Annotated in this window: 17 protein-coding genes; 8 read left to right on the top strand and 9 right to left on the bottom strand. The window is 56.2% G+C overall.

Annotation, left to right across the window (positions count from 1 at the left end; translation table 11 throughout):
- Positions 1-30: 30 nt before the first annotated feature.
- From DW349_RS13510 to DW349_RS13490, 5 genes are all read right to left on the bottom strand, one after another.
- A complete protein-coding gene (locus tag DW349_RS13510) occupies positions 31-855 on the bottom strand; it encodes a symmetrical bis(5'-nucleosyl)-tetraphosphatase (protein ID WP_108126478.1) in 825 nt (274 codons plus the stop codon).
- Complete coding sequence (rsmA, locus tag DW349_RS13505) at positions 852-1,643, bottom strand: 16S rRNA (adenine(1518)-N(6)/adenine(1519)-N(6))-dimethyltransferase RsmA (RefSeq protein ID WP_108126477.1); 792 nt, start codon at positions 1,641-1,643, stop codon at positions 852-854. The genes DW349_RS13510 and rsmA overlap by 4 nt, the downstream gene beginning before the upstream one ends.
- Positions 1,636-2,640, bottom strand: coding sequence for a 4-hydroxythreonine-4-phosphate dehydrogenase PdxA (pdxA, locus tag DW349_RS13500; RefSeq protein ID WP_240316943.1), 1,005 nt, complete (start codon positions 2,638-2,640; stop codon positions 1,636-1,638). The genes rsmA and pdxA overlap by 8 nt, the downstream gene beginning before the upstream one ends.
- Positions 2,637-3,857 (bottom strand): peptidylprolyl isomerase, encoded by a 1,221-nt coding sequence (locus DW349_RS13495; RefSeq protein ID WP_162824645.1) that lies wholly within the window; start codon positions 3,855-3,857, stop codon positions 2,637-2,639. Before DW349_RS13495 ends, pdxA begins: the two co-directional genes overlap by 4 nt.
- Positions 3,858-3,939: 82 nt before the next feature.
- Entirely contained in the window at positions 3,940-6,528 is a 2,589-nt protein-coding gene (locus tag DW349_RS13490; protein WP_108126475.1) for an LPS-assembly protein LptD, read from the bottom strand.
- A gap of 143 nt (positions 6,529-6,671) precedes the next feature.
- On the opposite strand from DW349_RS13490, the gene djlA reads away from it, so the two are divergent.
- Both djlA and DW349_RS13480 read left to right on the top strand, forming a co-directional pair.
- The gene (gene djlA / locus DW349_RS13485; RefSeq protein ID WP_108126474.1) at positions 6,672-7,475 is read left to right on the top strand and encodes a co-chaperone DjlA; all 804 of its coding nucleotides are present in this window, start codon (positions 6,672-6,674) and stop codon (positions 7,473-7,475) included.
- Positions 7,476-7,575: 100 nt separating this feature from the next.
- On the top strand, positions 7,576-8,943 hold the full coding sequence (locus DW349_RS13480; protein ID WP_108126473.1) for a leucyl aminopeptidase family protein: 1,368 nt from the start codon (positions 7,576-7,578) through the stop codon (positions 8,941-8,943).
- A gap of 217 nt (positions 8,944-9,160) precedes the next feature.
- On the opposite strand, the gene DW349_RS13475 is transcribed toward DW349_RS13480, so the two are convergent.
- Positions 9,161-9,421 carry a hypothetical protein gene (locus DW349_RS13475; protein WP_108126472.1) on the bottom strand — a complete coding sequence of 87 codons (261 nt, stop codon included), beginning with the start codon at positions 9,419-9,421 and terminating at the stop codon, positions 9,161-9,163.
- 385 nt (positions 9,422-9,806) lie between these two features.
- A complete protein-coding gene (locus DW349_RS13470; protein WP_108126471.1) occupies positions 9,807-10,733 on the bottom strand; it encodes a LysR family transcriptional regulator in 927 nt (308 codons plus the stop codon).
- Positions 10,734-10,835: 102 nt separating this feature from the next.
- Here DW349_RS13470 and metE point away from each other — a divergent pair, with 102 nt between their 5' ends.
- The 5 genes from metE (at position 10,836) to ilvN (ending at position 18,649) form a co-directional block, all read left to right on the top strand.
- Complete coding sequence (metE, locus tag DW349_RS13465; RefSeq protein ID WP_108126470.1) at positions 10,836-13,157, top strand: 5-methyltetrahydropteroyltriglutamate--homocysteine S-methyltransferase; 2,322 nt, start codon at positions 10,836-10,838, stop codon at positions 13,155-13,157.
- A 282-nt stretch (positions 13,158-13,439) separates the two neighbouring features.
- Positions 13,440-13,895, top strand: a complete 456-nt coding sequence (locus DW349_RS13460; protein WP_108126469.1) for a hypothetical protein — start codon at positions 13,440-13,442, stop codon at positions 13,893-13,895.
- A 183-nt stretch (positions 13,896-14,078) separates the two neighbouring features.
- Positions 14,079-16,070, top strand: a complete 1,992-nt coding sequence (locus tag DW349_RS13455) for a methyl-accepting chemotaxis protein (protein ID WP_108126468.1) — start codon at positions 14,079-14,081, stop codon at positions 16,068-16,070.
- A 336-nt stretch (positions 16,071-16,406) separates the two neighbouring features.
- Positions 16,407-18,155, top strand: a complete 1,749-nt coding sequence (locus DW349_RS13450) for an acetolactate synthase 3 large subunit (protein WP_108126467.1) — start codon at positions 16,407-16,409, stop codon at positions 18,153-18,155.
- Positions 18,156-18,157: 2 nt separating this feature from the next.
- Positions 18,158-18,649 carry an acetolactate synthase small subunit gene (gene ilvN, locus DW349_RS13445; RefSeq protein ID WP_108126466.1) on the top strand — a complete coding sequence of 164 codons (492 nt, stop codon included), beginning with the start codon at positions 18,158-18,160 and terminating at the stop codon, positions 18,647-18,649.
- Positions 18,650-18,838: 189 nt separating this feature from the next.
- On the opposite strand, the gene DW349_RS13440 is transcribed toward ilvN, so the two are convergent.
- Positions 18,839-19,885, bottom strand: a complete 1,047-nt coding sequence (locus DW349_RS13440) for a hypothetical protein (RefSeq protein ID WP_108126465.1) — start codon at positions 19,883-19,885, stop codon at positions 18,839-18,841.
- A 229-nt stretch (positions 19,886-20,114) separates the two neighbouring features.
- Positions 20,115-21,521: a glutamate--ammonia ligase gene (glnA, locus tag DW349_RS13435; RefSeq protein ID WP_108126464.1), complete on the bottom strand. Its 1,407-nt coding sequence runs from the start codon at positions 21,519-21,521 to the stop codon at positions 20,115-20,117.
- A 416-nt stretch (positions 21,522-21,937) separates the two neighbouring features.
- Here glnA and thiI point away from each other — a divergent pair, with 416 nt between their 5' ends.
- On the top strand, positions 21,938-23,392 hold the full coding sequence (gene thiI, locus DW349_RS13430; protein ID WP_108126463.1) for a tRNA uracil 4-sulfurtransferase ThiI: 1,455 nt from the start codon (positions 21,938-21,940) through the stop codon (positions 23,390-23,392).
- Positions 23,393-23,394: the final 2 nt, after the last annotated feature.

Below are 23,394 nucleotides of genomic sequence, written 5' to 3'. Positions count from 1 at the left end.
TCACTGAGCCATTTTTTTGGTTGAAAAAAGTCACACCGAAAAAACAATACCAGCCGTATCGCAATGCAGCCGCTCGCCGGTGTCCAGATTCATCAGCGTTAGATAATTGTTCCAGACGTAGCCGGTATCGAGGGCGACGTAATCGTCGTTGCCGGTGCGGCCCATCAGCGCGGCCCAGTGGCCGAACAACACCGTGTGTTCGCGTTTCACCGGCCAGTCGAACCAGGGCCGCATGCCAAGGGGGGCGTCGTCCGGGTCTTCTTTGTGTTTGAATTCCAGCTTGCCGTCCGGGCCGCAAAAGCGCATGCGGGTGAAGGCGTTGGTCAGGTAGCGGTAGCGGGCAATGCCGGTTAAGTCGTCGCTCCAGACGTCGGGTTTGTCGCCGTACATGTCGCTTAAAAAGCCGAGAAAACGCGGCCGGTCGGCGAACAGGCTTTCCAGTTCTTTGGCGTGCAATTGGGCGTCGGTATCGCTCCAGATGGGCGGAATGCCGGCGTGCGTCATCAGCAAGCGGCGTTCGGCGTCGTGCAATAACAGCGGCCGGGTGCGCAGCCATTCCATCAGTTCAAAGCAATCGTCGGCATTTAATATACGGTCGAGATCGGGGTTGCTTTTCATCGGTTGCTGGCTCAGTGCCAGCGCCAATAAATGCAGATCGTGATTGCCCAACACCGTTTCGGCGGCGTCGCCCAGCGAATGCACCAGGCGCAGACAACCGAGCGAATCGTCACCGCGATTCACCAAATCGCCGGTCAGCCAGAGTTTGTCGACGCTGGTGTCGAAGCCGACGGTTTCCAGTAAGAGTTCCAGCGGGGTGCGGCAACCCTGGAGGTCGCCGACGGCGTACAGCGTCATGCGTTCTCCTTGCGATGCAGGGCGTTGGCGATGTGCACAAAGTCGGTAATGGCGAGGTTTTCTGCGCGTGCGCCGGGGTTTAATCCGAGTGCTTCGATGTCGGCCGCGTCGATCAGCGGTTTCAAGTTATTGCGCAAGGTTTTGCGGCGCTGACTGAAGGCTGTGCGCACCACGGTGCTCAACATATCTACACTGTCGGCGGCCACTTTCGGCTCGGCGCGTGGCGTTAATCGCACAATGGCGGAATCGACTTTCGGTGCCGGTTGAAACGAACCCGGCGGCACGGTGAACAGATACCGCGCTTCGCAGTGGTACTGCATCATGATGCCGAGTCGGCCGTAAGCGCTATCGCCCGGCGCGGCACACAGGCGTTCGACCACTTCCTTTTGCAACATGAAATGCATGTCGCGAATTTGCCCGGCCCAGTTCAATAAATGAAACATCAACGGCGTAGAAATGTTGTACGGCAGGTTGCCGACCAGGCGCAGTTTTTCGTCGCCCTGAATCAGTTGGCCGTAGTCGTAACGCAGGGCGTCGGCTTCGTGAATGCGCAGGTTTTTGGCGTTAAAAAATTGCGCGCGCAGGATGGGAATTAAATCGCGGTCGAGTTCGATGATGTCTAAATCGCCGTCGGTGGCTGCCAGTAAGGGTTCGGTCAGGGCGCCACGGCCGGGGCCGATTTCCACTACTCGCTGGCCCGGTTTGGGCGCAATGCTGGCGACGATGCGATCGATAATGCGGCTGTCGTGCAGAAAATTCTGCCCGAAACGTTTACGCGCTTTATGCATGTGAATTCCGATGTTGTAACTGGTGCTGTGCCATGGTGGCGGCCGTTTTCAATGCCACGGCGAGCGAGCCGTCGCTGGCGTTGCCGCTGCCAGCCAGATCGAGCGCGGTGCCGTGATCGACCGAGGTGCGCACGAATGGCAAACCCAACGTGATGTTTACCGCTGCGCCGAAACCTTTGAATTTTAATACCGGCAAGCCCTGGTCGTGGTACATGGCGAGCACGGCGTCGGCGTTGTCGAGATAGTGCGGTTGGAACAGAGTGTCGGCTGGCAGCGGGCCGTCGAAGTGCCAGCCTTGGGCGCGCAGCTTTGCCAGTTCCGGTTCAATGACGTCGATTTCTTCGTGGCCCAGATGGCCGCCTTCGCCGGCGTGCGGGTTTAGACCACACACCAGGATGCGCGGCTCGGCGCAGCCGAAATCGCGTTGCAGCGATTGGTGCAACACGGTGGCAATGCTGTGCAGGCGTTTGGGCGTGATTGCCGCCGGCACTTGCGCCAGCGGTAAGTGGGTGGTCACCAGCGCGACGCGCAAGCCTTCGGTGGCGAGCATCATCACGACTTGGTCGGCGTTGCTGTGCGTTTGCAGGTATTCGGTGTGGCCGGTAAAGGCGATGCCGGCGTCGTTGATGATGCCTTTGTGCACCGGCCCGGTGACCAGGGCGACGCGGCCGGCGAGGCCGAATTCTATCGCGACGTCGAGCGTTTTTAACACATAGTGGGCGTTGCGAGCGTCAAGCTGGCCGGGTTCGCACGGCACGTTCAAGGCGACCGGCCAGACCGGTAGCACGCCCGGCTGGTGCGGGCCAAGTGTGTCGATGTTGTTGATCGTTTCGATGCGTACGTCGAGCGTTAACAGTTGCGCGCGCTCGCGCAGTAAATCCGGATCGGCGATGGCGAACCAGGGCTGGCTGTGTTCCGCCAACGCCTGTTTCAACACCAGGTCCGGACCGATGCCAGCCGGTTCGCCGGGTGTGACGGCCAGCGGCAGCGTGCTCACAGCCGTACCTCAACAAAACTTTGGGCGCGCAGTTCCACCAGCCAGCGTTGCAGCGCTTCTTCGTATTTGCGTTGCATCAGCGAATCGCGCACTTGCTGGCGCAGCACGTCCAGACTGACGTCTGTGGTGCGTTGATCTTCGACGCGCAGAATGTGATAGCCAAAGTTGGATTCGAACACCGGGCTGACTTCGTTCAGCGGCATTTGTCGAACCTGGCTGGCGAAGGCCGGTACAAATTCTTCCGGCTGACGCCAGCCGAGTGCGCCGCCTTTGCCTTTGGTGCCTAAGTCGTCAGTGAACTGGTCAGCGAGGCTGGCCATGCTTTCGCCGTTGGCGATGCGTTGGCGCAGGCTTTCCAGCAGTGCTTGCGCCTGGTCGGCGTTCAGCAGGGCGTTCGGCTGCACCAGAATGTGCCGCACCTGATATTGCTCAACCTGCACCGCCTGGCGGTCGGTTTTGTCGATCAGTTGCGCCAGGTGTAAGGCGCCGCCGTTTTCAATCAGCACCGCTTCGTTCAGCGCCAGTACCGGCACGACGGTGCGGAACACGCTTGGCAGTTCGTTGACCGGGCGCAGGCCGAGGTTGCGGGCGCCGCTGTTGGCGCTTAACTGTGCGCCGACTTCGAGTTCGGCCAGTTGCGCTTCGGCGTCGGCGCGTTCGCTCAGTTCGTAGCGGCGGTACAGCAATTCGAATTTCACGTCCTGCATCGACTGGCCGGCCAGGGTGTCGAGGTAGCGGGAGATTTCGCCATCGGTGACGTTGATTTCCGAGCCGACGTAGCGCCGCCGAACCTGATTCATGGTGAGTTCGCGGCGTACCTGACGGCGCACTTCGTCGTAGCTTTCGCCACTGGCTTCGACGGCGGCGACGAAGTTATCCAGCGTCATGTTGCGTTGGCGCGCCATGGTGTTGATGGCGTCGTTGACCTGGCTGTCGGTGATGTTGAGGTTCATCTTGCCGGCCAGTTGCAGTTGCAGCCGTTCCAGAATCAGCGAATCGAGCACCTGGCGTTGCAGTTGCGCATCGGGCGGCAATACCTGCGGGTTGCCCTGATAGCGCTGGCGAATTTCTTCGGTGCGCTGGCTCAGTTCGTTGGCGGTGACGATGTCTTCGTTCGCCACGGCGACAACGCGGTCGAGCAATTCGGCGGCCTGGGCCAGCCCAGTCAACGGCAGAGCGAGGGCGGCAAATAGGGTCAGGGCGGTCAATCTGGGCACTTTCGGGCTCCTGGATTCAGTGCAGTGCAAAAAACGGCAAAACGGTGCTCGTTCGGTGTCATGAGGGCCGCCATCCGGCCCTTCAACGGTAATCATGGATGCGGCCTCGATAACCCGGCACCTTGTCGGTGAGCAGAGATTCGATGGAGCCGGTGCTGCCGCCCAAGCCTTTCAAGGTGAATTCAAATCTTACACCGCGCTCCGGGCGTGATGAAAACAGACTGTTGCTGTCGTCTTCGTCATCGTCATCATCCGGTTGGTTGCTGAAACCGACGACCCGGACATTCCAGCAGCAACTGTCGTAATCAATGCCGAGCACGATGTCGGTGTTCTGGTAATCGCCGTAGGGCACATCGTCTTCCACCGGGCGTGCCCAGTTGAAATAACTCACCATGGCGATGTTGGCGCGCAGCGGCCAGTAGGCGGACAGACCGAAACCCTGGGCGTCGTCTTCGCGGGTGACACCGACGCGTACGAAGCGGCGACCGCGCGGTAAGTAGGTGACGTCGGCCGAGTAGGCTTCCAGCGCGCCGTCGTCGTGCGCCCATTGGGCGGAAGCGTTGACCTGAACGTCTTCGGCCGGGCGCCAGCGTGAATCCAGAAAAGTCGGGCTGAATTCGGGTTCAAAATCGGGGTCGACATCCCGAGTGCCGTTTTCCGTGACGCGTTCCTGCGACAACTTAACGCCCTTGCTGACACCGGCGAACAGCACTTCTTCGCCGCTGCGGCTGTCGCGAAAACGTGAATCCATGGCGACGCTTAAACGGTTCATGTCGCCGATGCGGTCCAGCCCGCTGAAGCGGCTGTTGGTGAACAGTTTAAAGTCGTTATCGACGGCTTCGGTGTTGAGGTTGGGCAACTCGCTTTGATCGACAAAGGGCGTGTAGGTGTAGTGCAGCCGCGGTTCGATGGAATGCACCACAATGCCGTTGCGGGTGACGTAGGGTTTTTCCGCGACGATGCGGCTGTCGAGCGTGAAGCGGCCGTTGACGATGGACGGCGTGCGATTGAAATCGTCGTCTTCGAAGCTGAATTCCGAATCCAGCTCGTTGCTTTGCTGGTAACCCAGAAAGAAGCCATCCAGTTGCGGCCGGATGTAGCCCCATTCCACCGCCAGCGGATAACCGACGCTGGCACGGCTGAAAATGCGCGTGGTTTTGTTGGCGGCTTCGAGCACAGCGTTGTTGCTCGCTGCCCGATCTTCCAGCGCGTCGGCCTGTTCCGAAGTCAGTTGCCGGCTGAATTGGCTGGCGGTTAATTCACCGGATGACGACAGCGAACCGGGCAGACTCACCGGCTGATAATTCAGTGACAATTCGGGCAGGCGTTTGAGCGGCCAGTCGTCTTTGTCGGTCGGGTCGCTCGGCAGAAAGTCTTCTTGTTCGGGCAGTTGGAATTCGGTCAGCAGGCGCGTGCTTAAATCGCCAAAGCGGGTGCTGGCGGCAATGCTGGCGGTATGGAAATTGGAGCTGCCATCCTGAACCGGGGTGGTGACGGTGTTGTTGAGCGTCAGGACGCCGGTCGAGAGGCGGCGCTTCAAAATAAGGTTCAGGCGTTGGTCGTCAACGGCATCGCCGCCGTTGTTGAAGTTCTGATCGTATTGGCTGTCGCTGACCAAGCGGGTGTCGAGGTCGTAGCCGGTGTTGTCGGTCAATTCGCCAGACAGCCGTTGCCGGTACGCCCAGCGCCGTGGCGCCGATTCGCCTTCGGTGGTTTCCGCTTCCTGGGTGACTTGCACGTCCAGATCGGTAATGCCGCTGTGGCTTTCGGTCAAAAACCGGAATTCGTTGCGCGCCAGCAAACCCAGTTCGCCGAAATAGTGCAGCGTGAAGGTGTCGTCGTAATTGGGCGCCAGGTTCAGGTAATAAGGCACGGCCAATTCGTCGACGCCGTTTTCGCCTAAGCCATAAGTGCCCGACAGAAAACCGCTGCGGCGGCGTTCGTCAATCTGAAATGAAATATAAGGAACGTAGAGCACCGGCACTGAGCGGATTTCAAAACGAGCGTGCCAGGCGCGGGCAATGCCGGTTTCCTGATTCACCCGCAATGATGCGGCGCGAATACCCCAGGCGGGGTCTTCCGGCATGCAACGGGTGATGGCGATGTGTTCGCCGTAAAACTGGGTCAACGTTTCGCGGTGCAAGGTGGCGGCCGAGCCGTGCAGATCTTCGCGATGCAGCACGAAATTGGCGTTGTCGACGGTGGCTTCGTCGGTCTGGAAATCGAGCACAGCGGCGTCGCCGGAAATCAACGCGCCTATTGAGCGCAGGCGCACCTGACCGTTCATCTGGCCCTGGCCGGTGGCGCGCTGGTAATTGATTTCGTCAGCGTAGACCTGGAATGCATTGCGCTTGGCGCTGACATCGCCACTCAGATGGGCGGCGTCGGTGGAGACGTTGTCGCTTTGGTCGAATTGGAAAACCAGTGGGAATTCTTCGTCGGGCTGGTTCGGGTCGATGCTGGGATCGAGCGCCATCGGGTCGACAAAGCCGCCGGGGCAGTAGGGCGCGATGCCTTGGCGTTCGCTGGCGGGCAATTCGGCGTAAGGTCGCCAGTCGCGCAGTACGCCGCTGTCTTCGGCGAATGCCGGCACCGTCAACGCCGCGCTGAGCAGCAGCGGCAGAGGTCGGGCCAGAAGCCGATCGAACTGTGCGTGGATTGGCGTTGGCATAGACCCCAGAGTGCGTTCGCAAGCAAAGCGGGGATGATACCCAAGCCGACAGGGCGGTGGTAGCCCGACGGTGGACGGGGTAAGCTGTCGCTCCGTCGTTTTCAAAGCGTTGACGTCCGCAACGCCCTGAGGAGACAACCGTATTGAAAGCCTGGTTTGGCAAAATCGTCGGAGGCGCGCTGGGGCTTTATGCTGGCGGCCCGGTTGGACTGGCGTTGGGTGTATTGCTCGGCAACGCCTTTGATCGCACCCAGCAAAGCCAAAGCAAGACGCTCGAAGGCGACCGCCGTGGCGTGCTGCAAACGGTATTTTTCCAGGCCACCTTCCGCGTGATGGGCAAGCTCGCCAAGGCCGATGGCCGGGTCAGCGAGCAGGAAATACATCAGGCGCGCGAAGTGATGACACGCATGGGCTTGAACGAAGCGCAGCGGCTCGAAGCCATGCGTTTGTTCAATGAAGGCAAGACGCCGGATTACGACATCATGCCGCTGCTCGAAGAACTGCACGAAGTCATCGGCCGCCGCTCCACACTCAGCCAACTGTTTCTCGAACTGCAATTGCAATCGGCGTATTCCGATGGCGCTTTGAGCGCCAACGAACAGCGCATCATTCAATTGATCTGCAAAGCACTGAACATCAACAAGCTGCAATTCGAGCTGATTCATCAACGCATTCGCGCCCAGGCGCAATTTTCCCGGCATGGCGGCAGCGCCGCCGGTCGTCCGCGTGGGCCGAACCTGGAACAGTCGTATCGCGTGCTGGGTGTCGATCAAAAAACCAGCGACGCCGATTTGAAAAAAGCCTATCGCCGGCTGATGAGTCAGCACCATCCCGACAAACTGGTTGCACGTGGTTTGCCCGAAGAAATGATGGCGATTGCCAAAGAAAAGACGCAGGAAATTCAGCAGGCTTACGAAACCGTCAAAAGCCAGCGCAAACTCAGTTGAACCGATCATCGGAATCAGGCGCACCGCTCGGTTCGCCTCTTGAAACTGCGGCCGTTGCCGCTATAGATGACATCTTCAAGACATCGACTCAGAGACACCCATGCCCGCCACCATAGCCTTGCTGGACGCCGGCCAAGACGGCCTTCCCATCACCCTGATTGAACAAAACGACTTCGACACCTGGCTCGCCACCAAGCCCGAGGCAACACAGCGTTGGCTCAAAGCCAGCGGTTTTAAAGCGCCGGGCTACGCCTTATTGCCCGATGCCAATGGCGATTTAGCCGAAGTCCTGCTGGTGGTGAAAGACCGCAACGCGCCCTGGTTGCTGGGCAGCCTGGTGAATCAGGTACCGATTGGTCGCTATCAATTAGCGGTGGACGATGACGACGTTTTGCAGCGCTGCGCGCTCAGTTGGTTGCTCGGCGCCTATCGCTTTGACCGCTACAAACAAAACCCGGTGCCGGACGCAACCTTGGTGATCGACAACGCCGCCCTGGTGGAACGCGTGCGCCAATTGGCCGATGGCACAGCGCTGGTGCGCGATCTGATCAACACCCCGGCGGCCGACATGATGCCGGAACATCTGGCCGAAGCCGCGTCCAATTTGGCCGAACGTTTCGGTGGCGAGTTTTCGCAAATCATCGGCGATGAATTGCTGACGCAAAATTATCCGGCGGTGCACGCCGTCGGTCGCGCCGCGACACACGCGCCGCGTCTGCTTGATCTGCGTTGGGGCGACGAACAACAACCGCGCCTGACGCTCGTCGGCAAAGGCGTCTGTTTCGACAGCGGCGGTCTGGACATCAAACCCGGCGGCGCCATGCGCTGGATGAAAAAAGACATGGGTGGCGCAGCGCATGTGCTCGGTCTGGCGCAATTGATTATGGCGCTGCAATTGCCGGTGCGTTTGCGCGTGCTGATTCCAGCGGTCGAAAACGCCATTTCGGGTGATGCTTTCCGCCCCGGTGACATCCTCAACACCCGCAAAGGCCTGACCGTGGAAGTCGACAACACCGACGCCGAAGGCCGGCTGGTGTTGTGCGACGCTCTGGCCGAAGCAGAAACCGAAAACCCGGATTTGCTGATCGATTTCGCCACGCTGACCGGTGCCGCCCGCGTCGCCCTGGGCACCGAATTGCCCGCGTTTTTCACCGGCTCCGACGAGCTTGCCGCCGCGCTCAGCGACGCTGGCACCGCCGCCAGCGATCCAGTCTGGCGTTTGCCGTTGTTCGAACCGTACGAAGATTATCTGAAAAGCGACGTGGCCGATCTGGTCAACTGCCCGACCATTCCGACCGGCGGTGCCATCACCGCCGCGCTCTATCTGAAGCGCTTTGTCGATGCCAGCCACTGGGTGCATTTCGATGTGATGGCGTTTAACAACCGAGCCTTGCCGGGCCGCCCGTCCGGTGGTGAAGCCATGGGCATGCGTGCGGTGTTCGAGTGGTTGGAGCGGCGTTACCGCTGAGCCGGGTCGTTCATCGACAATAGACGTTGGCTGAGCTAAAGTATGCCCTGCATTGGGTGTTTCGCCTTTGCACTAAGTGGACGTATGAACGGGATAGTCGTTGGCTATGCGTCCCTCCGGCCTTTACAGGCTACCTGCCCAAGAGCGGTTTTAAAGCGAGCCCAGTTTATTCAAGCCCCGCTGATCAGCGGGGCTTTTGTTTTTCTGAGCCTGGATTTCACGGTGAGCGAATGGGTTTGTTGTGCAATCGGTTGTAGGCAATATGAAAGAAATTGATTTTTTTCAACCTTGGGCGAGCTGTTCCATGGTCCAGGTCGCGTACGTAGGCGCTTTCAACAAAGAGCCTTAACTGCGCTTCGGCAACGCGCTGCGCCAGGCGGCTGACATTGAAATAAATCTCGTAATCGCGTTGCGCGACCATGTCACGGATGATGAAAAAATTGCCTTTGCCGGTGTGATAGCAAGGCTGATCAGTCAATCGTTTGATGATATCGGGAAGCTGTAACGACCATTGATGACGGTCAAAACAGAAAACACGAGTCTCTCGGTTATCCGAATAATGCAGAGCCGGTGGATAGTCGTGCAGTGTTTCGCCCCGATGTTTATTCGGCCCTTTGGTAAAACAATGCAGGCCAAATTCGATGACGAAAGAGTAGCGCCGTAACGGCTTGTCTCCCTGGGGAAGCTGTTCAAAGGTGTACCGGAAACTGTTCAGATGATTCAGTGGGTAGTGTTCACCCTGGTACTCAAATGGCTGCCATTCCTTGATGGGACTCCCTCCCTAAGTAAACCAAATTCCTAAACGTCCCTTTCTAATATCAATGGCTTGAATGCCCCGACCAAGGGATAACTCCGCACGCTGTTCAGTTTTGTGAATCGGGTCTCCCATCCCAATCGGACCCCGGCCCGAACTTCCCGGCCAATTCCGCAAAATCCGCTAAATAAGGACTGTCGGCATCGCTGCTGCGAATCGCCGAATACATCTTGCCGTGCAGACCGTTTTCGCCCAATTGTCGGCTGACCAGACTGGTCGGGTGTTGCGAATAGCGCAACACCCAATCGGGCAGGGCGGTGATGCCGCGGCCGCTGGCAACCAGTAACAGAATCACTGCTGTGAGTTCCGATTGGCGCAATGATTTTGGCTCCACGCCGGCCGGCGTCAGGAAATGTTTGAACACATCGAGGCGGTCGCGGGCGACCGGGTAACTGATCAAATTCTCGGTTTTTAAATCGTCGGCACGGATGAAATCGCGCTCGGCCAGATGGTGGTCGTCCGGCAGGATCAAGCGGCCTTCGTAGTCGAACATCGGGCGGAATAACAGGTCTGGCGCGTCAATCGGGTCGGATGAAATCACCAGGTCGAGTTCGCCGGCGCGCAAGGCGGTGATCGAGTCGAAACTGAGCCCCAGGCGGATGTCTACTTCCACCGCCGGCCAGCTTTGTTTGAACCGCGCCAAAACCGGCATCAGCCAGTCGTAACAGGCGTGGCATTCGATGGCGATGTACAAGCGGCCGGCGTCACCAGCGGCCAGGCGCGTCATTTCGTCTTCCACCGCCGCAATGCGTGGCAACACCGCCTCAGCCAATTCCAGTAATTTGCGCCCGGCTGGCGACAGCTTGATCGGCTTGGTGTGGCGCAAAAACAGCGACACATCGAAATAGTGCTCCAGGCTTTTGATTTGATGCGACAAAGCCGATTGCGTCAGATGCAAACGCTCGGCGGCCTTCGCCAGACTGCCGGCTTCGTCGATGGCCTGCAGACTTTGCAGGTGACGGCGCTCCAGAAACATTATGAATTCCTTTTGATAAAAGCATGAAAAACATGAGCTGGAATTGAATTGTGCCGGAAGTCAGACTTTGTCGCCAACATACATAGATGACAGGGAACGACCATGACCGTCGCTCACAGCCTTGGCTTTCCGCGCATCGGCGCGCGCCGCGAACTCAAATTTGCGCTCGAAGAATACTGGTCCGGCCAACGCTCGGCCGCCGACCTGCAACAATTGGCGCGTTCACTGCGCTTGCAGAATTGGCAGCATCAACGAGAGGCCGGACTGGATTTTGTCAGCGTCGGTGACTTCTCATTTTACGACCAGGTACTCGATACCAGCGCGCTGCTTGGCGTCGTACCGGAACGCTTTGGCTGGAATGGCGGCGACGTCGATCTCGACACCTATTTCCGCATGGCCCGTGGCCGGGCGCCGAGCGGCCAACCCGCCGCGGCCTGCACGCTGACCAAATGGTTCGACACCAACTACCACTACCTGGAACCGGAAGTGACGGCCGATCAAACCTTTGCGCTCTCGACCGACCGCTTGTTCGAGCAAGTCGCCGAAGCACAAGTCGCCGGTTTTACGCCCAAGCCGGTGTTGCTCGGCCCGGTCACCTGGCTGTGGTTGGCGCGCGCTGTTGGCGGTGAATTTGATCGTCTGACGTTGCTGGAGCGCGTGCTGGATGTGTACGCCCAAGTGCTCGACCGTCTGGCTGAAGCCGGTGTCGAATGGGTGCAACTGGACGAACCGGCGCTGGTGCTCGATTTACCGCAAGCCTGGCGCACGGCATTCGAACAGGCTTATCACCGCCTGAAAGCGGCGCGCGTCAAACTGCTGCTGGCGACCTATTTTGGCGGTCTGGAAGACAACCTGACGCTGGCCTGCAACCTGCCGGTGGCCGGTCTACACGTCGATGCCGTCAGCGCGCCGGACGAATTGACCTTAGCGGCCGATTGGTTGCCGTCGTGCAAAATTCTCTCTGTCGGCATCGTCAGCGGTCGCAACATCTGGCGCACCGATTTGCAGGCAGCGTTGAACACACTCAAAGCTGCGCAAGTGAAATTGGGCGACCGTCTGTGGGTGGCGCCATCGTGCTCGCTGCTGCATGTGCCGGTTGATCGCGATCAGGAAACCGACCTCGATACCGAACTGCAATCCTGGCTGAGTTTTGCGGTGCAAAAACTCGGTGAAATCGGTTTGCTGAAACGCGCGTTGGCCGACCAGCCGGACGCCGTTACTGAAGTCGAATTGCAGGCGGCGGCGAAGATTGCACGCGGTCGATTAAGTTCGCCGCGACTGCACAACGAAGCCGTGCGAAACCGACTGGCCGAGTTGGCAAAATTACCGTTGGCGCGCGAGTTGCCGTTTTCGGAACGCCACGCCATACAGCAAATGGCGCGGCCACTGCCCGCATTCCCGACCACGACCATCGGTTCCTTCCCACAGACCGCCGACATTCGCCAAACCCGGCGCGATTTCCGCCAGGGCGAGATCAGCGCCGCCGATTACGAAGCGCGCATCGAAGCGGAAATTGAAGCCACAGTGGCAGCGCAGGAAGCGCTCGACATTGATGTGCTGGTGCACGGCGAAGCCGAACGCAACGACATGGTGGAATACTTCGGCGAACAACTCGACGGCTTTGCGTTTACCCGCTTCGGCTGGGTGCAAAGTTACGGCTCACGCTGCGTAAAACCGCCGGTCTTGTTCGGCGATGTCAGCCGCCCGCAAGCGATGACAGTCCGTTGGGCGCGCTATGCGGCGAGTCTCACCAACCGGCCGATGAAAGGCATGTTGACTGGCCCGGTGACGATTCTGAATTGGTCGTTCGTTCGCGACGATCAACCGCGTGCACAGACCGCGCAGCAAATTGCGCTGGCGCTGCGCGATGAAGTGCTCGACCTGGAAGCGGCTGGCATCGGCATTATTCAAATCGACGAAGCCGCGTTGCGCGAAGGTTTGCCGTTGCGCCGCCGCGCCTGGCAGCAGTATCTCGACTGGGCCGTCGATGCGTTCCGCTTAACCGCCAGTGGCGTCGCCAGCGAAACGCAGATTCATACCCACATGTGCTATTCGCAATTCAACGACATCATCGCATCAATTGCGCGTATGGACGCCGACGTCATCACCATCGAAACCTCTCGTTCCGACAAGCGTTTATTGAATGCGTTCCGCGATTTCGATTACCCGAACGACATCGGCCCCGGCGTGTACGACATCCACTCACCGAACATCCCCAGCGTCGAAGCCATGGTCGAATTGTTGGAAAACGCGGCCAAGGTGATACCGGCCCAACGGCTTTGGGTGAATCCAGATTGCGGATTGAAAACGCGTCGCTGGGAAGAAGTGCAACCGGCGCTGGCGGCTATGGTGTCGGCGGCGAAGGTGTTGCGCCAGCGGTTCGCTGGCGCGGGAGATGCGAAACGCTTGACGGAAGACGCCTGATAGGGGCACTGCATTTCTGTTTCACGAAGAGGGCGTTTGGGCCCTCTTTTTTTGCGTTGGCAAAATCCCGGACTGGTTTACATCCAATACTTTGTGAACGGCTCTGAGAAAACGGCATGCTGGGTTTGACAATAAATTTTGATCACCGTTATCTGGCACGACCTCGCTTGTTTGGCTCAGTCGGTTATTTAATGGGTGTGGTTGTTTCCGTTAAGCGAGCGTCTGAGGGTTTTAATAAAAAGTGAGGCACTAAAAACTATTCAGCAAAGGAGTGTTTTGAACATGGAAATTCAGGATTCAAAAGAATTGATTCCAGTTGAGCGGTTCGCGGAACAAAAAGGCATGGATACCGATAAGGTTATTCGGATGATTAAAGACGGGTTTTACTCGGGGAAATTAATTGAAGGTCAGTGGTATGTGGATGGTTCGGAAAGCACGGATTTATCCCGAGATCAGATTAAACCTCCGAAACGATACGGCAAGATCATTGTAACTGTCATGTATGTTCTCGGATGGATAGGGGTTGCTGTAGGTTCGATCTCGTATTTTTGGTCGCTATGGAGTTGGATCATTAAAGGCGACTCAACGGCAATGATTTTAGCAATCAACAGTGTGGGCGTGGTCGCGTCTTCATTATTGACGGTCATATTGGCGTTGCTGATGCGAGCTGTCTTTGACATCGCCAAAACAGTACTGATTTGCTCGGCTTATTACGCCAGCGAGAGGCTGTACGCTTAAAGGAAAACGCCTGATCGTCAGAAAAATGCCGGCAAAAGGGTGTTCGAATTAACTGCTTTGTTGGCACTTTGATGGGATTTTCATTCGCTCGGTGTTCAACAGGGGCGCATTCGCGCCCCTTCGCTTGCAATTTCGGTAAACCCACTAAACTCAAATGCAGTTTCGCCAAGGAGCTCGGCATCAATGAAGCTGCAACCTCGCCTATCGATCAGTCAAATCCTGTTATTGGCTGCCGGATTTCCCATCGTTATTGCCACCATTTATTTGAGCATTTTAATTTTCCAGGGTCGGCAAACGGCCATTGAAAGTCGGCAGGCTGTTGAGCTGGCACGGATGACGGCGCTGCTCGATGCGGTGGCGCATGAGCACGCGGTTGAGCGCGGGTTAACGGCGGGCTTTCTGGGCAGCGGCGGCACCCAGGGGCGTGCGGCGTTGGACGAACAACGCGCCAAGGCGGACGCTGCTGAACAGGCAGTAAAGAACGCAAAACCGAGCGATTTTCCATCCATTTCCGAGCGCAGTTTTCACAATGCGTTTGATCCGGTTATAGAACAATTAAACGGTAAGGCTTCGTTGCGCACACAGGTCGATCGGTTAACACCCGGCGTACCAGCGTTCAGTTATTACTCCGATTTAAACACGGCTGCGTTACTCAGTTTGGATTCGTCCGTTACGCCGATTCAAAGCAAACAATTGCGCGCCATGTTGCGTGCGCGGTTGTCGTTGCTGTGGCTCAAGGAAAGGGCGGGTCAGGTGCGCGGTTTGATGAACAACATCTATAAGTCCGGCAACAGTAACGCAGGACAGCAAGCACAAATTCGTGGGTTTTTGATTGGCGAACGCAACTATTTGCAGCAGTTTGATGAGTACGCCGATGCGCGTTATCTGGCGCAATTGGATGCGTTCGAACAACAACCCCATTGGCAACGTATCGAACAACTGGTGTCGAGTTATTTGGCGCAGACGGACTTAAGCCAAGTGACCGGGCCGGACAATTGGTTTGCCCTGGCAACGCAGCGCATTGGCGATATTAAATCGATGTCCGACAGCCTGGGCGTAGACATTCGCAATTTTGCCCAGGCCGAATTGCACAGTGCGCAACGCTGGTTCTGGTTCCGCATTGGCATGCTGGTGTGCATTCTTTTGCCATGCGCCATTTTGGCGTTGTCGGTCAGTATTACCTTGCCGCGACGCATTGGCGGTATGCGTGCGACGTTACAAAGGGTGTCGGATGAATTGGATCTCAGCTTGCGCATGAATCCGGGCGGCCGCGACGAAATTGCCGACATTGCCGATTCGATCAACCATCATCTGGACCAGATGGTGGAAACCATTCGCAGTACCTTGGATACCTCCCGCAGTGTTTACGGCAACCTCAATCAGACGCGCGAAACGTTGCAAGGCTCGATCAACAAGGTCGATGAACAACAGGACAACATTGCTAGCATTGTCTCGGCGATCCATGAGTTCAGCATCAGTAACGACGAAATTGCCCGCAACATTCAAGGCGCTAACGAGCAAGCGTTGGCCAGTGAGGAAATGAACCAGAACGGCCAGGCCAATGTGCGTCAACTGAACAGTGATGTGGAGTCGCTGGACGCTGAAATTCAGCAGACCTCGGATATGGTGAATACCTTATCCATCGAAATTTCCAGCATCACCGACATCCTTAAAGCCATCGACGAAATTGCCGAACAGACCAATTTGCTGGCGTTGAACGCGGCCATTGAAGCGGCTCGCGCGGGTGATCAGGGGCGTGGTTTTGCGGTGGTGGCCGATGAAGTGCGCAAGCTGGCGCAGCGTTCGCAATCGTCTACCGAAGAAGTACAAGTCATTACCACCAAGTTGCGCGCTGCCAGTGATAAGGCGTTGGAATCGATGCAGCAGAGCAGCAGCCGAACCGAATCGACCACGCGTTTAGTGCGTGAAAACGCTGGCACCATGGACAACATTTATCGCAGTGTGCAAACCATCGCCGAGATGATGACCAGCGTCAGTTCGGCCACCAACCAACAGCAGGCGATGAGCCAGCAGATCAACACCGATGCGGAGAACATTGGTGTCATCGCGACCAGCTGCGCCGCAGCCATTAAAGGCACGGGTCAGGTGTTGGAAGCCGCCAATACCGAATTCGACCGATTGCGCCAGCAATTGGAGCGATTTCAGTTGTCTTGATGACGGGAGACGCTTAACGCACGCTGCGCTGACGCCAGACGCCAGTTAGGTGAGCGCAGCGCTCCGTAATCAGCGTTTCCCGTCTCCCGTCAAGCGTCTCCCGGCTGTGGCACACAGCCCCTCAACCCGCTACACTCCCCCAACTGCCGGCCCCAAACCGGCGGTCCATTGAACCCGATCCAGGCAGCAATGCCGGTGTCCGAGTTGCAGGTTCGTCCTCAACCGGCCGGCTGTATTGGTGGCGTCGCTTACCGGCGGCGTGATTTGAATACGGGCTGAAGTCGCTCCAACTTCGGGAAGGGCGCCGTTCTTGGGTCTCAGACACAGGTGTTTGTCATGACACAACCCGCCCCTGTCGCCGAGCAGGAAATGCTCTCCGGCGGCGAAATGCTGATCCGTTCGTTAAAAGACCAAGGCGTTGAATATGTATACGGCTACCCCGGTGGCGCCGTGCTGCATATCTACGATGCCATTCATAAGCAGTCCGACGTTAAACACATTCTGGTTCGCCACGAACAAGCCGCAACGCACATGGCCGACGCTTATGCGCGCGCCTCGGGTAAGGCCGGCGTCGTTCTGGTGACGTCCGGCCCTGGTGCTACCAACGCCATTACCGGCATTGCCACCGCCTACATGGATTCGGTGCCGATGGTCGTTATCACCGGCCAGGTGATGAGCCATCTGCTCGGCGATGATGCGTTCCAGGAAACCGACATGATGGGTCTGTCGCGGCCTATCGTGAAACACAATATGTCAGTGCGGAACCCGGCGGACATTCCGACCATCATCAAGAAAGCGTTCTACATTGCCGAAAGTGGTCGGCCTGGCCCGGTCGTTGTCGATATTCCCAAAGACATGACCATGCCGAACGAGAAGTTCCCCTACGAATACCCGGACCGCATCAAGATGCGTTCCTACAACCCGGTGAAGAAAGGCCACAGCGGCCAGATCCGCAAAGCGGTTCAGGCCATGATGCAATCCAAACGGCCGATCATTTACGCCGGTGGCGGCGTGGTGTTGGGCAAGGCCAGTAAGGAATTAACCACGCTGGCGCAAACGCTGAACTTTCCGGTGACCAATACGCTGATGGGCCTGGGCGGTTATCCCGGCACCGATCGTCAGTTCGTCGGCATGCTCGGTATGCACGGCAGTTACGAAGCCAACATGACGATGCACAACGCCGATTTTATTCTGGCCGTTGGTGCGCGCTTCGACGACCGGGTCACCAACAACACCCGCAAGTTCTGCCCGGATGCGACCATCGTACACATCGACATCGATCCGGCATCGATTTCCAAGACCGTCACCGCCGATATTCCAATCGTTGGTCCGGTGAAGCCGGTGTTGAAGGAAATGCTCGAGCAGATCGACCAGATGAAGTTGAAGGTCGATGAAGAAGCCCTGGGCGAATGGTGGGGTCGCATCGACGAATGGCGTCAGCGTCACGGCGGTCGTTACCGCACCGACGATTCCGAGCGCATGAAGCCTCAGTTCGTTATCGAAACGCTGAGCCGCGTCACCAATGGCAACGCTTACGTCTGCTCGGATGTTGGCCAGCACCAGATGTTTGCCGCTCAGTATTACAAGTTCAACAAGCCCAACCGTTGGATCAATTCCGGTGGCCTGGGCACCATGGGCTTCGGTTTTCCGGCGGCCATGGGCGTGCAGTTGAACTATCCGGAAGCCGATGTGGTATGCGTGACCGGCGAAGGCTCAATTCAGATGAACATTCAGGAACTTTCCACCTGCAAGCAATACGGACTGCCGGTGAAAATTCTGTGTCTGAACAACGGCTACCTGGGCATGGTGCGCCAGTGGCAAGACATGAATTACGAGTCGCGTTATTCCAATTCCTACCTCGATTCACTGCCGGATTTCTGTGCGCTGGCCGAAGCCTACGGGCACAAAGGCATTCGCATCGAATCCGCCGATGAACTGGAAGGCAAGCTGGAAGAAGCGATGGCGATTCGCGATCAAGTCGTCTTTATCGATGTGCTGGTGGATCAGCACGAACATGTGTATCCGATGCAGGTGCCGAACGGCGCCATGGCCGACATGTTCCTGAGCAAGACGGAGAGGACCTGATCATGCGACACATCATTTCTGTTCTGATGGAAAACGAATCCGGTGCTTTGGCGCGTGTCGTGGGTCTGTTTGCGCAACGCGGTTACAACATCGAATCGCTCAACGTAGCGCCGACCGAAGACGAAACGCTGTCGCGGCTGACACTGGTGACCATTGGTGAAGACAAGGTGGTTGAGCAAATCACCAAGCACCTGAACAAGCTGATCGAAGTGGTCAAACTGGTCGACCTGACTGAAGGCGCGCACATCGAGCGCGAACTGATGCTGGTGAAAGTTCGCGCCACCGGCGCCCAGCGCGAAGAAGTGAAACGCACCTGCGACATCTTCCGCGGCCAGATCATCGACGTAACGCCAACGACTTACACCCTGCAAGTCACCGGCAACGAAGAAAAAGTCAGCGCGTTTTTGGAAGCGCTGTCGGGTTCAACGGTGTTGGAAGTCGCCCGCACTGGGGTTTCCGGTGTGGCGCGTGGGGATAAGAGTTTGAGTTTGTGATCGCTGATGGCGATTGAATAATAAGCGGGCGATGCCCGCTTTTATTATAATAGGAATATAGCAATCCTAAGTTTAGATGTTGATTCTCGGTAGATAAATTCAATTTTCCTCGTAAATCGGAAATTATTTGGCAGTGGTTTGGTTTCTGAAATTACGCTGAACTAACTAAGTGATATCCTTTTCATATTCTTATCTTTCGTAGTTAAGGCTTAATCTATAAGAGTTGAAAAATGCGTCGCACTTTTGGTCGCTTAATGCAATATTTCTATGGCTGATTTTTAGGAATTTTTGGCACATTGCTTTTATCGACTCAATATCTGATTTGGATATGTTGAATGCAGTTCCGAATAGTGTTCTTTCATTGTCTATGAATAGATCGTTAAAGTCCGAAATGCTTAATAGTTTTAAGTTCATATGGTGGAATGCGAAACCCAGTGTAACAACTCGACTAGAATTAAATAGCGCGGTCTTTGCATCTGCAATCTCCGACTCCTTTGGGTTTAATTCTTCTGTGAAAGTCTTTAATTCATTAGAAATTGCAATTGATTGCATGCTGCCAAAAACAATGTTTTGGCCATAATCAAGACTGTATGAAGATGAGTTTGCAAGCCAAGGTAGTTTCCCGATAGAGCCATATGGGTGAATTATTTGAAGGGATCGTATTGAGTCTTTAGCACTTTCTTCGTCGACTTCATAATATATTTGAATGGCCAGTAAAAGGAATTGCTCTATGCATCGATCATAGTTGAATATGATTAAAGTTATATCTTCTATTCTATTCTTGAATCTTTCAAAGTCGCACCCTTCTATGAGGCTATGGAAAAATGAAAGATGCCAAGGGCTTTTTTTAAGTAACTCCGTGTTGAACTGTTTATCCGGCTCTTTTCTGATGCAAAGAGGTGATGCTTTTTCATATTTATTTATTGTGTAGAGAATTCCAAGCTTTCCATATAACAATCGATCTGCTTTCTCATTGTGGGCATCCAAGTAGTTATCTATTGAAAATGCGGTTGGGAGTGCTGAGTTTAGTTCGTGTGCCTCATGATCCAATGACAAATACTCTTTATTTTTAAAGGTTGTCACAAGCTTATTGTAATAAGAGTTAACTTGATCGTTGTTGAACGTGCCATCATCGTTTTTACGATACATTGTGGAGATGTCTTCTTTTAATTTATCTCCGGTAGGGAAGCCATAATCCATGCTTGCCCCTGCTCCAATTATATATGTAGTCTTCATTTTATAGATTCCTTTTCTAAGCGTAGGGGTTCGCTGGAGTGTATGGTGCATAGTAGATGGGTATATGCGAAATTTCTAAGCAAAGGCTTCTGATTATAGAATTATTGGCTGGGTGAATTTTATATCCGGAGTTGAAGTGTTAATTCAATTTTAAGTGTTGGGACACAAAAAAGCCGGCGCAAGGCCGGCTTTGTTTTGACTCTCTTTTTTAAACTTTTTTAGCTTCGGTTTAGACCGAGTAGTACATGTCGAACTCGACCGGATGCGTTGTCATCTGGATGCGAGTGACTTCTTCCATCTTCAGTTCGATGTAAGCGTCGATCATGTCGTCGTCGAATACGCCGCCGGCTTTCAGGAATTCGCGGTCGGCGCTCAGGGCGTTCAACGCTTGTTCCAGGCTGGAGCAGACGGTTGGGTACTTGTCTTTCTCTTCCGGCGGCAGGTCGTACAGATCCTTGTCGGCAGAGTCGCCCGGGTGGATCTTGTTCTTGATGCCGTCGAGGCCAGCCATCAGGTAGGCAGAGAACATCAGGTACGGGTTAGCTGTCGGGTCACCGAAACGGACTTCGATGCGCTTGCCTTTCGGAGAAGAAACCCAAGGCACACGAATAGAAGCCGAACGGTTACGGGCTGAGTAAGCCAGCATGACCGGAGCTTCGAAGCCCGGAACCAGACGCTTGTAAGAGTTGGTAGAAGCGTTGGCAAAAGCGTTCAGAGCGCGCGCGTGCTTGATGATGCCGCCGATGTAGAACAGGGCAGTTTCAGACAGGCCAGCGTAGTCGTCACCCGCAAACTGGTTAACACCGTCTTTGGAGAATGACATGTGAACGTGCATGCCGTTGCCGTTATCGCCAACCAGCGGTTTCGGCATGAAAGTAGCGGTTTTGCCGTAGCCGTGAGCGACGTTGTGAACCGCGTATTTCAGGATTTGCACTTCGTCGGCTTTCTTGGTCAGGGAGTTGGCGCCAACGCCAATTTCACACTGACCGGCAGTGCCGACTTCGTGGTGGTGTACTTCAATGGTCAGGCCCATGGCTTCCATGGCGTCGCACATGGCAGCGCGGATGTCGTGCAGGCTGTCGACCGGAGGAACCGGGAAGTAACCGCCTTTGATGGTCGGACGGTGACCCATGTTGCCGTCTTCGAAGACCTTGGCAGATGACCAGGCGGCTTCTTCAGAGTTGATCTTGTAGAAGGCACCAGAGATGTCTGCGCCCCACTGGATGTCGTCGAAAACGAAGAATTCCGGTTCCGGACCGAACATGGCGGTGTCGCCCAGGCCGGTGGATTTCAGATAGGCTTCAGCGCGCTGAGCGACTGAACGCGGGTCGCGGTTGTAGCCTTCGCCAGTGGACGGCTCAACGATGTTGCAGCGGATCACAACGGTCGCGTCTTCAAAGAACGGATCGGCGAAAGAAGTTTCGTCGTCCGGCATCAGGATCATGTCGGATTCGTTGATGCCTTTCCAACCAGCAATGGAGGAACCGTCGAACATTTTGCCGTCGACGAAGAAGTTTTCATCCACTTCGCTGGCCGGGATTGAAACGTGCTGTTCTTTACCCTTGGTGTCGGTAAAGCGCAGATCGACCCATTTGGCGTCGATGTCTTTGAGCAGCTTGAGCGTTTTCGCTGACATTGTGTATCTCCAGGTTGAACGGCCAATTGGGCCGGTGAGCTTTGTATGCGGCTTCGGTGTCGCACTGGGCGGCACCTTTAAGGTGCACGCTGATAGCGTTGCGCACCCGATCCACCAAAGGTTGTTGTCATGCCGGTGCGAGAGCACCCGCAGTGTGACCAGTGTCGAGGCTTTGAGCAAATCTTATGCCACGCATTGGTGCTCGCTAAGGGGCTGGTAATACGGTGGTTCAAGGCACTTTTCCGGTTTGGTTTTGATTTGGTTGTGCACCAATGTTGTGCGATTTTGTGGCGCACGCCCTCTTGTGATGCGCGATTTTGGTGCATGGTTTTGAATGGGGTCTTTGGATGAAAACTGAGCGCCTTCAGGCTATACTCCGCGACCCTCAAAAGTTGCGCATCTGTCTGGCCTGACGCATGAAGTTTATCGTCAAGCTGTTCCCCGAAATCACCATCAAAACCAAGCCTGTGCGTCAGTTGATGACCAAGAGCCTGGCGCAGAATCTGCGCAATGTGCTGCGGCCCATCTGCGCTGAGGTGAAGGTGCATAACGACTGGGACGCGATACGGGTGCGCACGCCTGACGACACCGCTGAGGTCGTCAACGAAGCCGTCGCCCAGGCGCTGGAATGCGTGCCGGGCATCAGCCAGGTGCAGGCGGTGCTGGAATTTCCGCTGACCGATTTCGACGCCATGGTTGAGGCAACACTGAGCGTTTGGGGTGAGGCGCTGGCCGGTAAAACCTTCTGCGTGCGCTGCAAGCGCATCGGCGAACACGATTTCACTTCCATTGATGTTGAGCGCTACGTCGGTGGGGGTTTGAACCAGAAAAGCCAGGCGGCGGGTGTGCGGCTGAAGAATCCGGATCTGGAAATCCGGCTTGAGATCAAACACAACCGCTTCTATGTGGTGCAAAACAAACGACCGGGGCTGGGCGGTTATCCGCTGGGTACGCAGGAGTCGGTGCTGACGCTGGTCAGTGGCGGTTTCGATTCTACCGTGGCGGCGTTCCAGATGTTGCGCCGTGGCGTGAAGAACCATTTTCTGTTCTTTAATTTGGGTGGCGCGGCGCACGAAAACGGCGTTAAAGAAGTCACTTATTATCTGTGGAAGAAGTACGGCGCCTCGCACAAGACGCACTTTATTTCGGTGCCGTTTGAAGGCGTGGTCGAGGAAATTCTGACTCAGGTTGAAGACCGCTACATGGGCGTGGTGCTCAAGCGCATGATGATGCGTGCGGCCGAGCGCATCGCGGAAGAACAGAACATTCCGGCGCTGGTGACCGGCGAATGCCTGGCTCAGGTATCGAGCCAGACCATGCCGAACCTGAATCTGATTGACGAAGTGACTGATCGGATGGTGATTCGCCCTCTGATCGTGTCCGACAAACCGGACATCATCGATCAGGCGCGCGCCATCGGTACCGCGTCGTTTGCCGAACGCATGCCGGAATACTGCGGCGTGATTTCGCGCAAGCCGAACGCGGCCTGCAAACGGCCGGCGTTGCTGGAAGCCGAAGCAGCCTTTGATATGGCGGTGCTGGAAGCGGCGATTGCTGAGCGACGCATCGAAAACGTCGATCAACTGAGCTGGGCCGATGTCGAGTCGTTGAACCAGAGCTTGCCGGTTATTACTGACGCCAAGGCCATCGTTATCGACGTGCGCCACCCGACCGAAGCGGAGGCTGAACCGCTGGCTTTGGCCGATCGTGATGTCATGCAGATTCCTTTCTACAGCCTCAACCGCCGCTTCGCCGAACTCGACGCCAGCAAGCAGTATTTGCTGTATTGCGACAAAGGCGTGATGAGCAAGCTGCACGCCCTGCATCTGCAGGACGCGGGCTTTACCAATGTTGGGGTGTATCGGGCCTGAGC

The sequence above is a fragment of the Saccharospirillum mangrovi genome, from assembly GCF_003367315.1.
Classification (GTDB): Bacteria; Pseudomonadota; Gammaproteobacteria; order Pseudomonadales; family Natronospirillaceae; genus Saccharospirillum; species Saccharospirillum mangrovi.
Note: the sequence above shows the minus strand (reverse complement) of the source record. Positions and strands in the feature narration are given on the sequence as shown.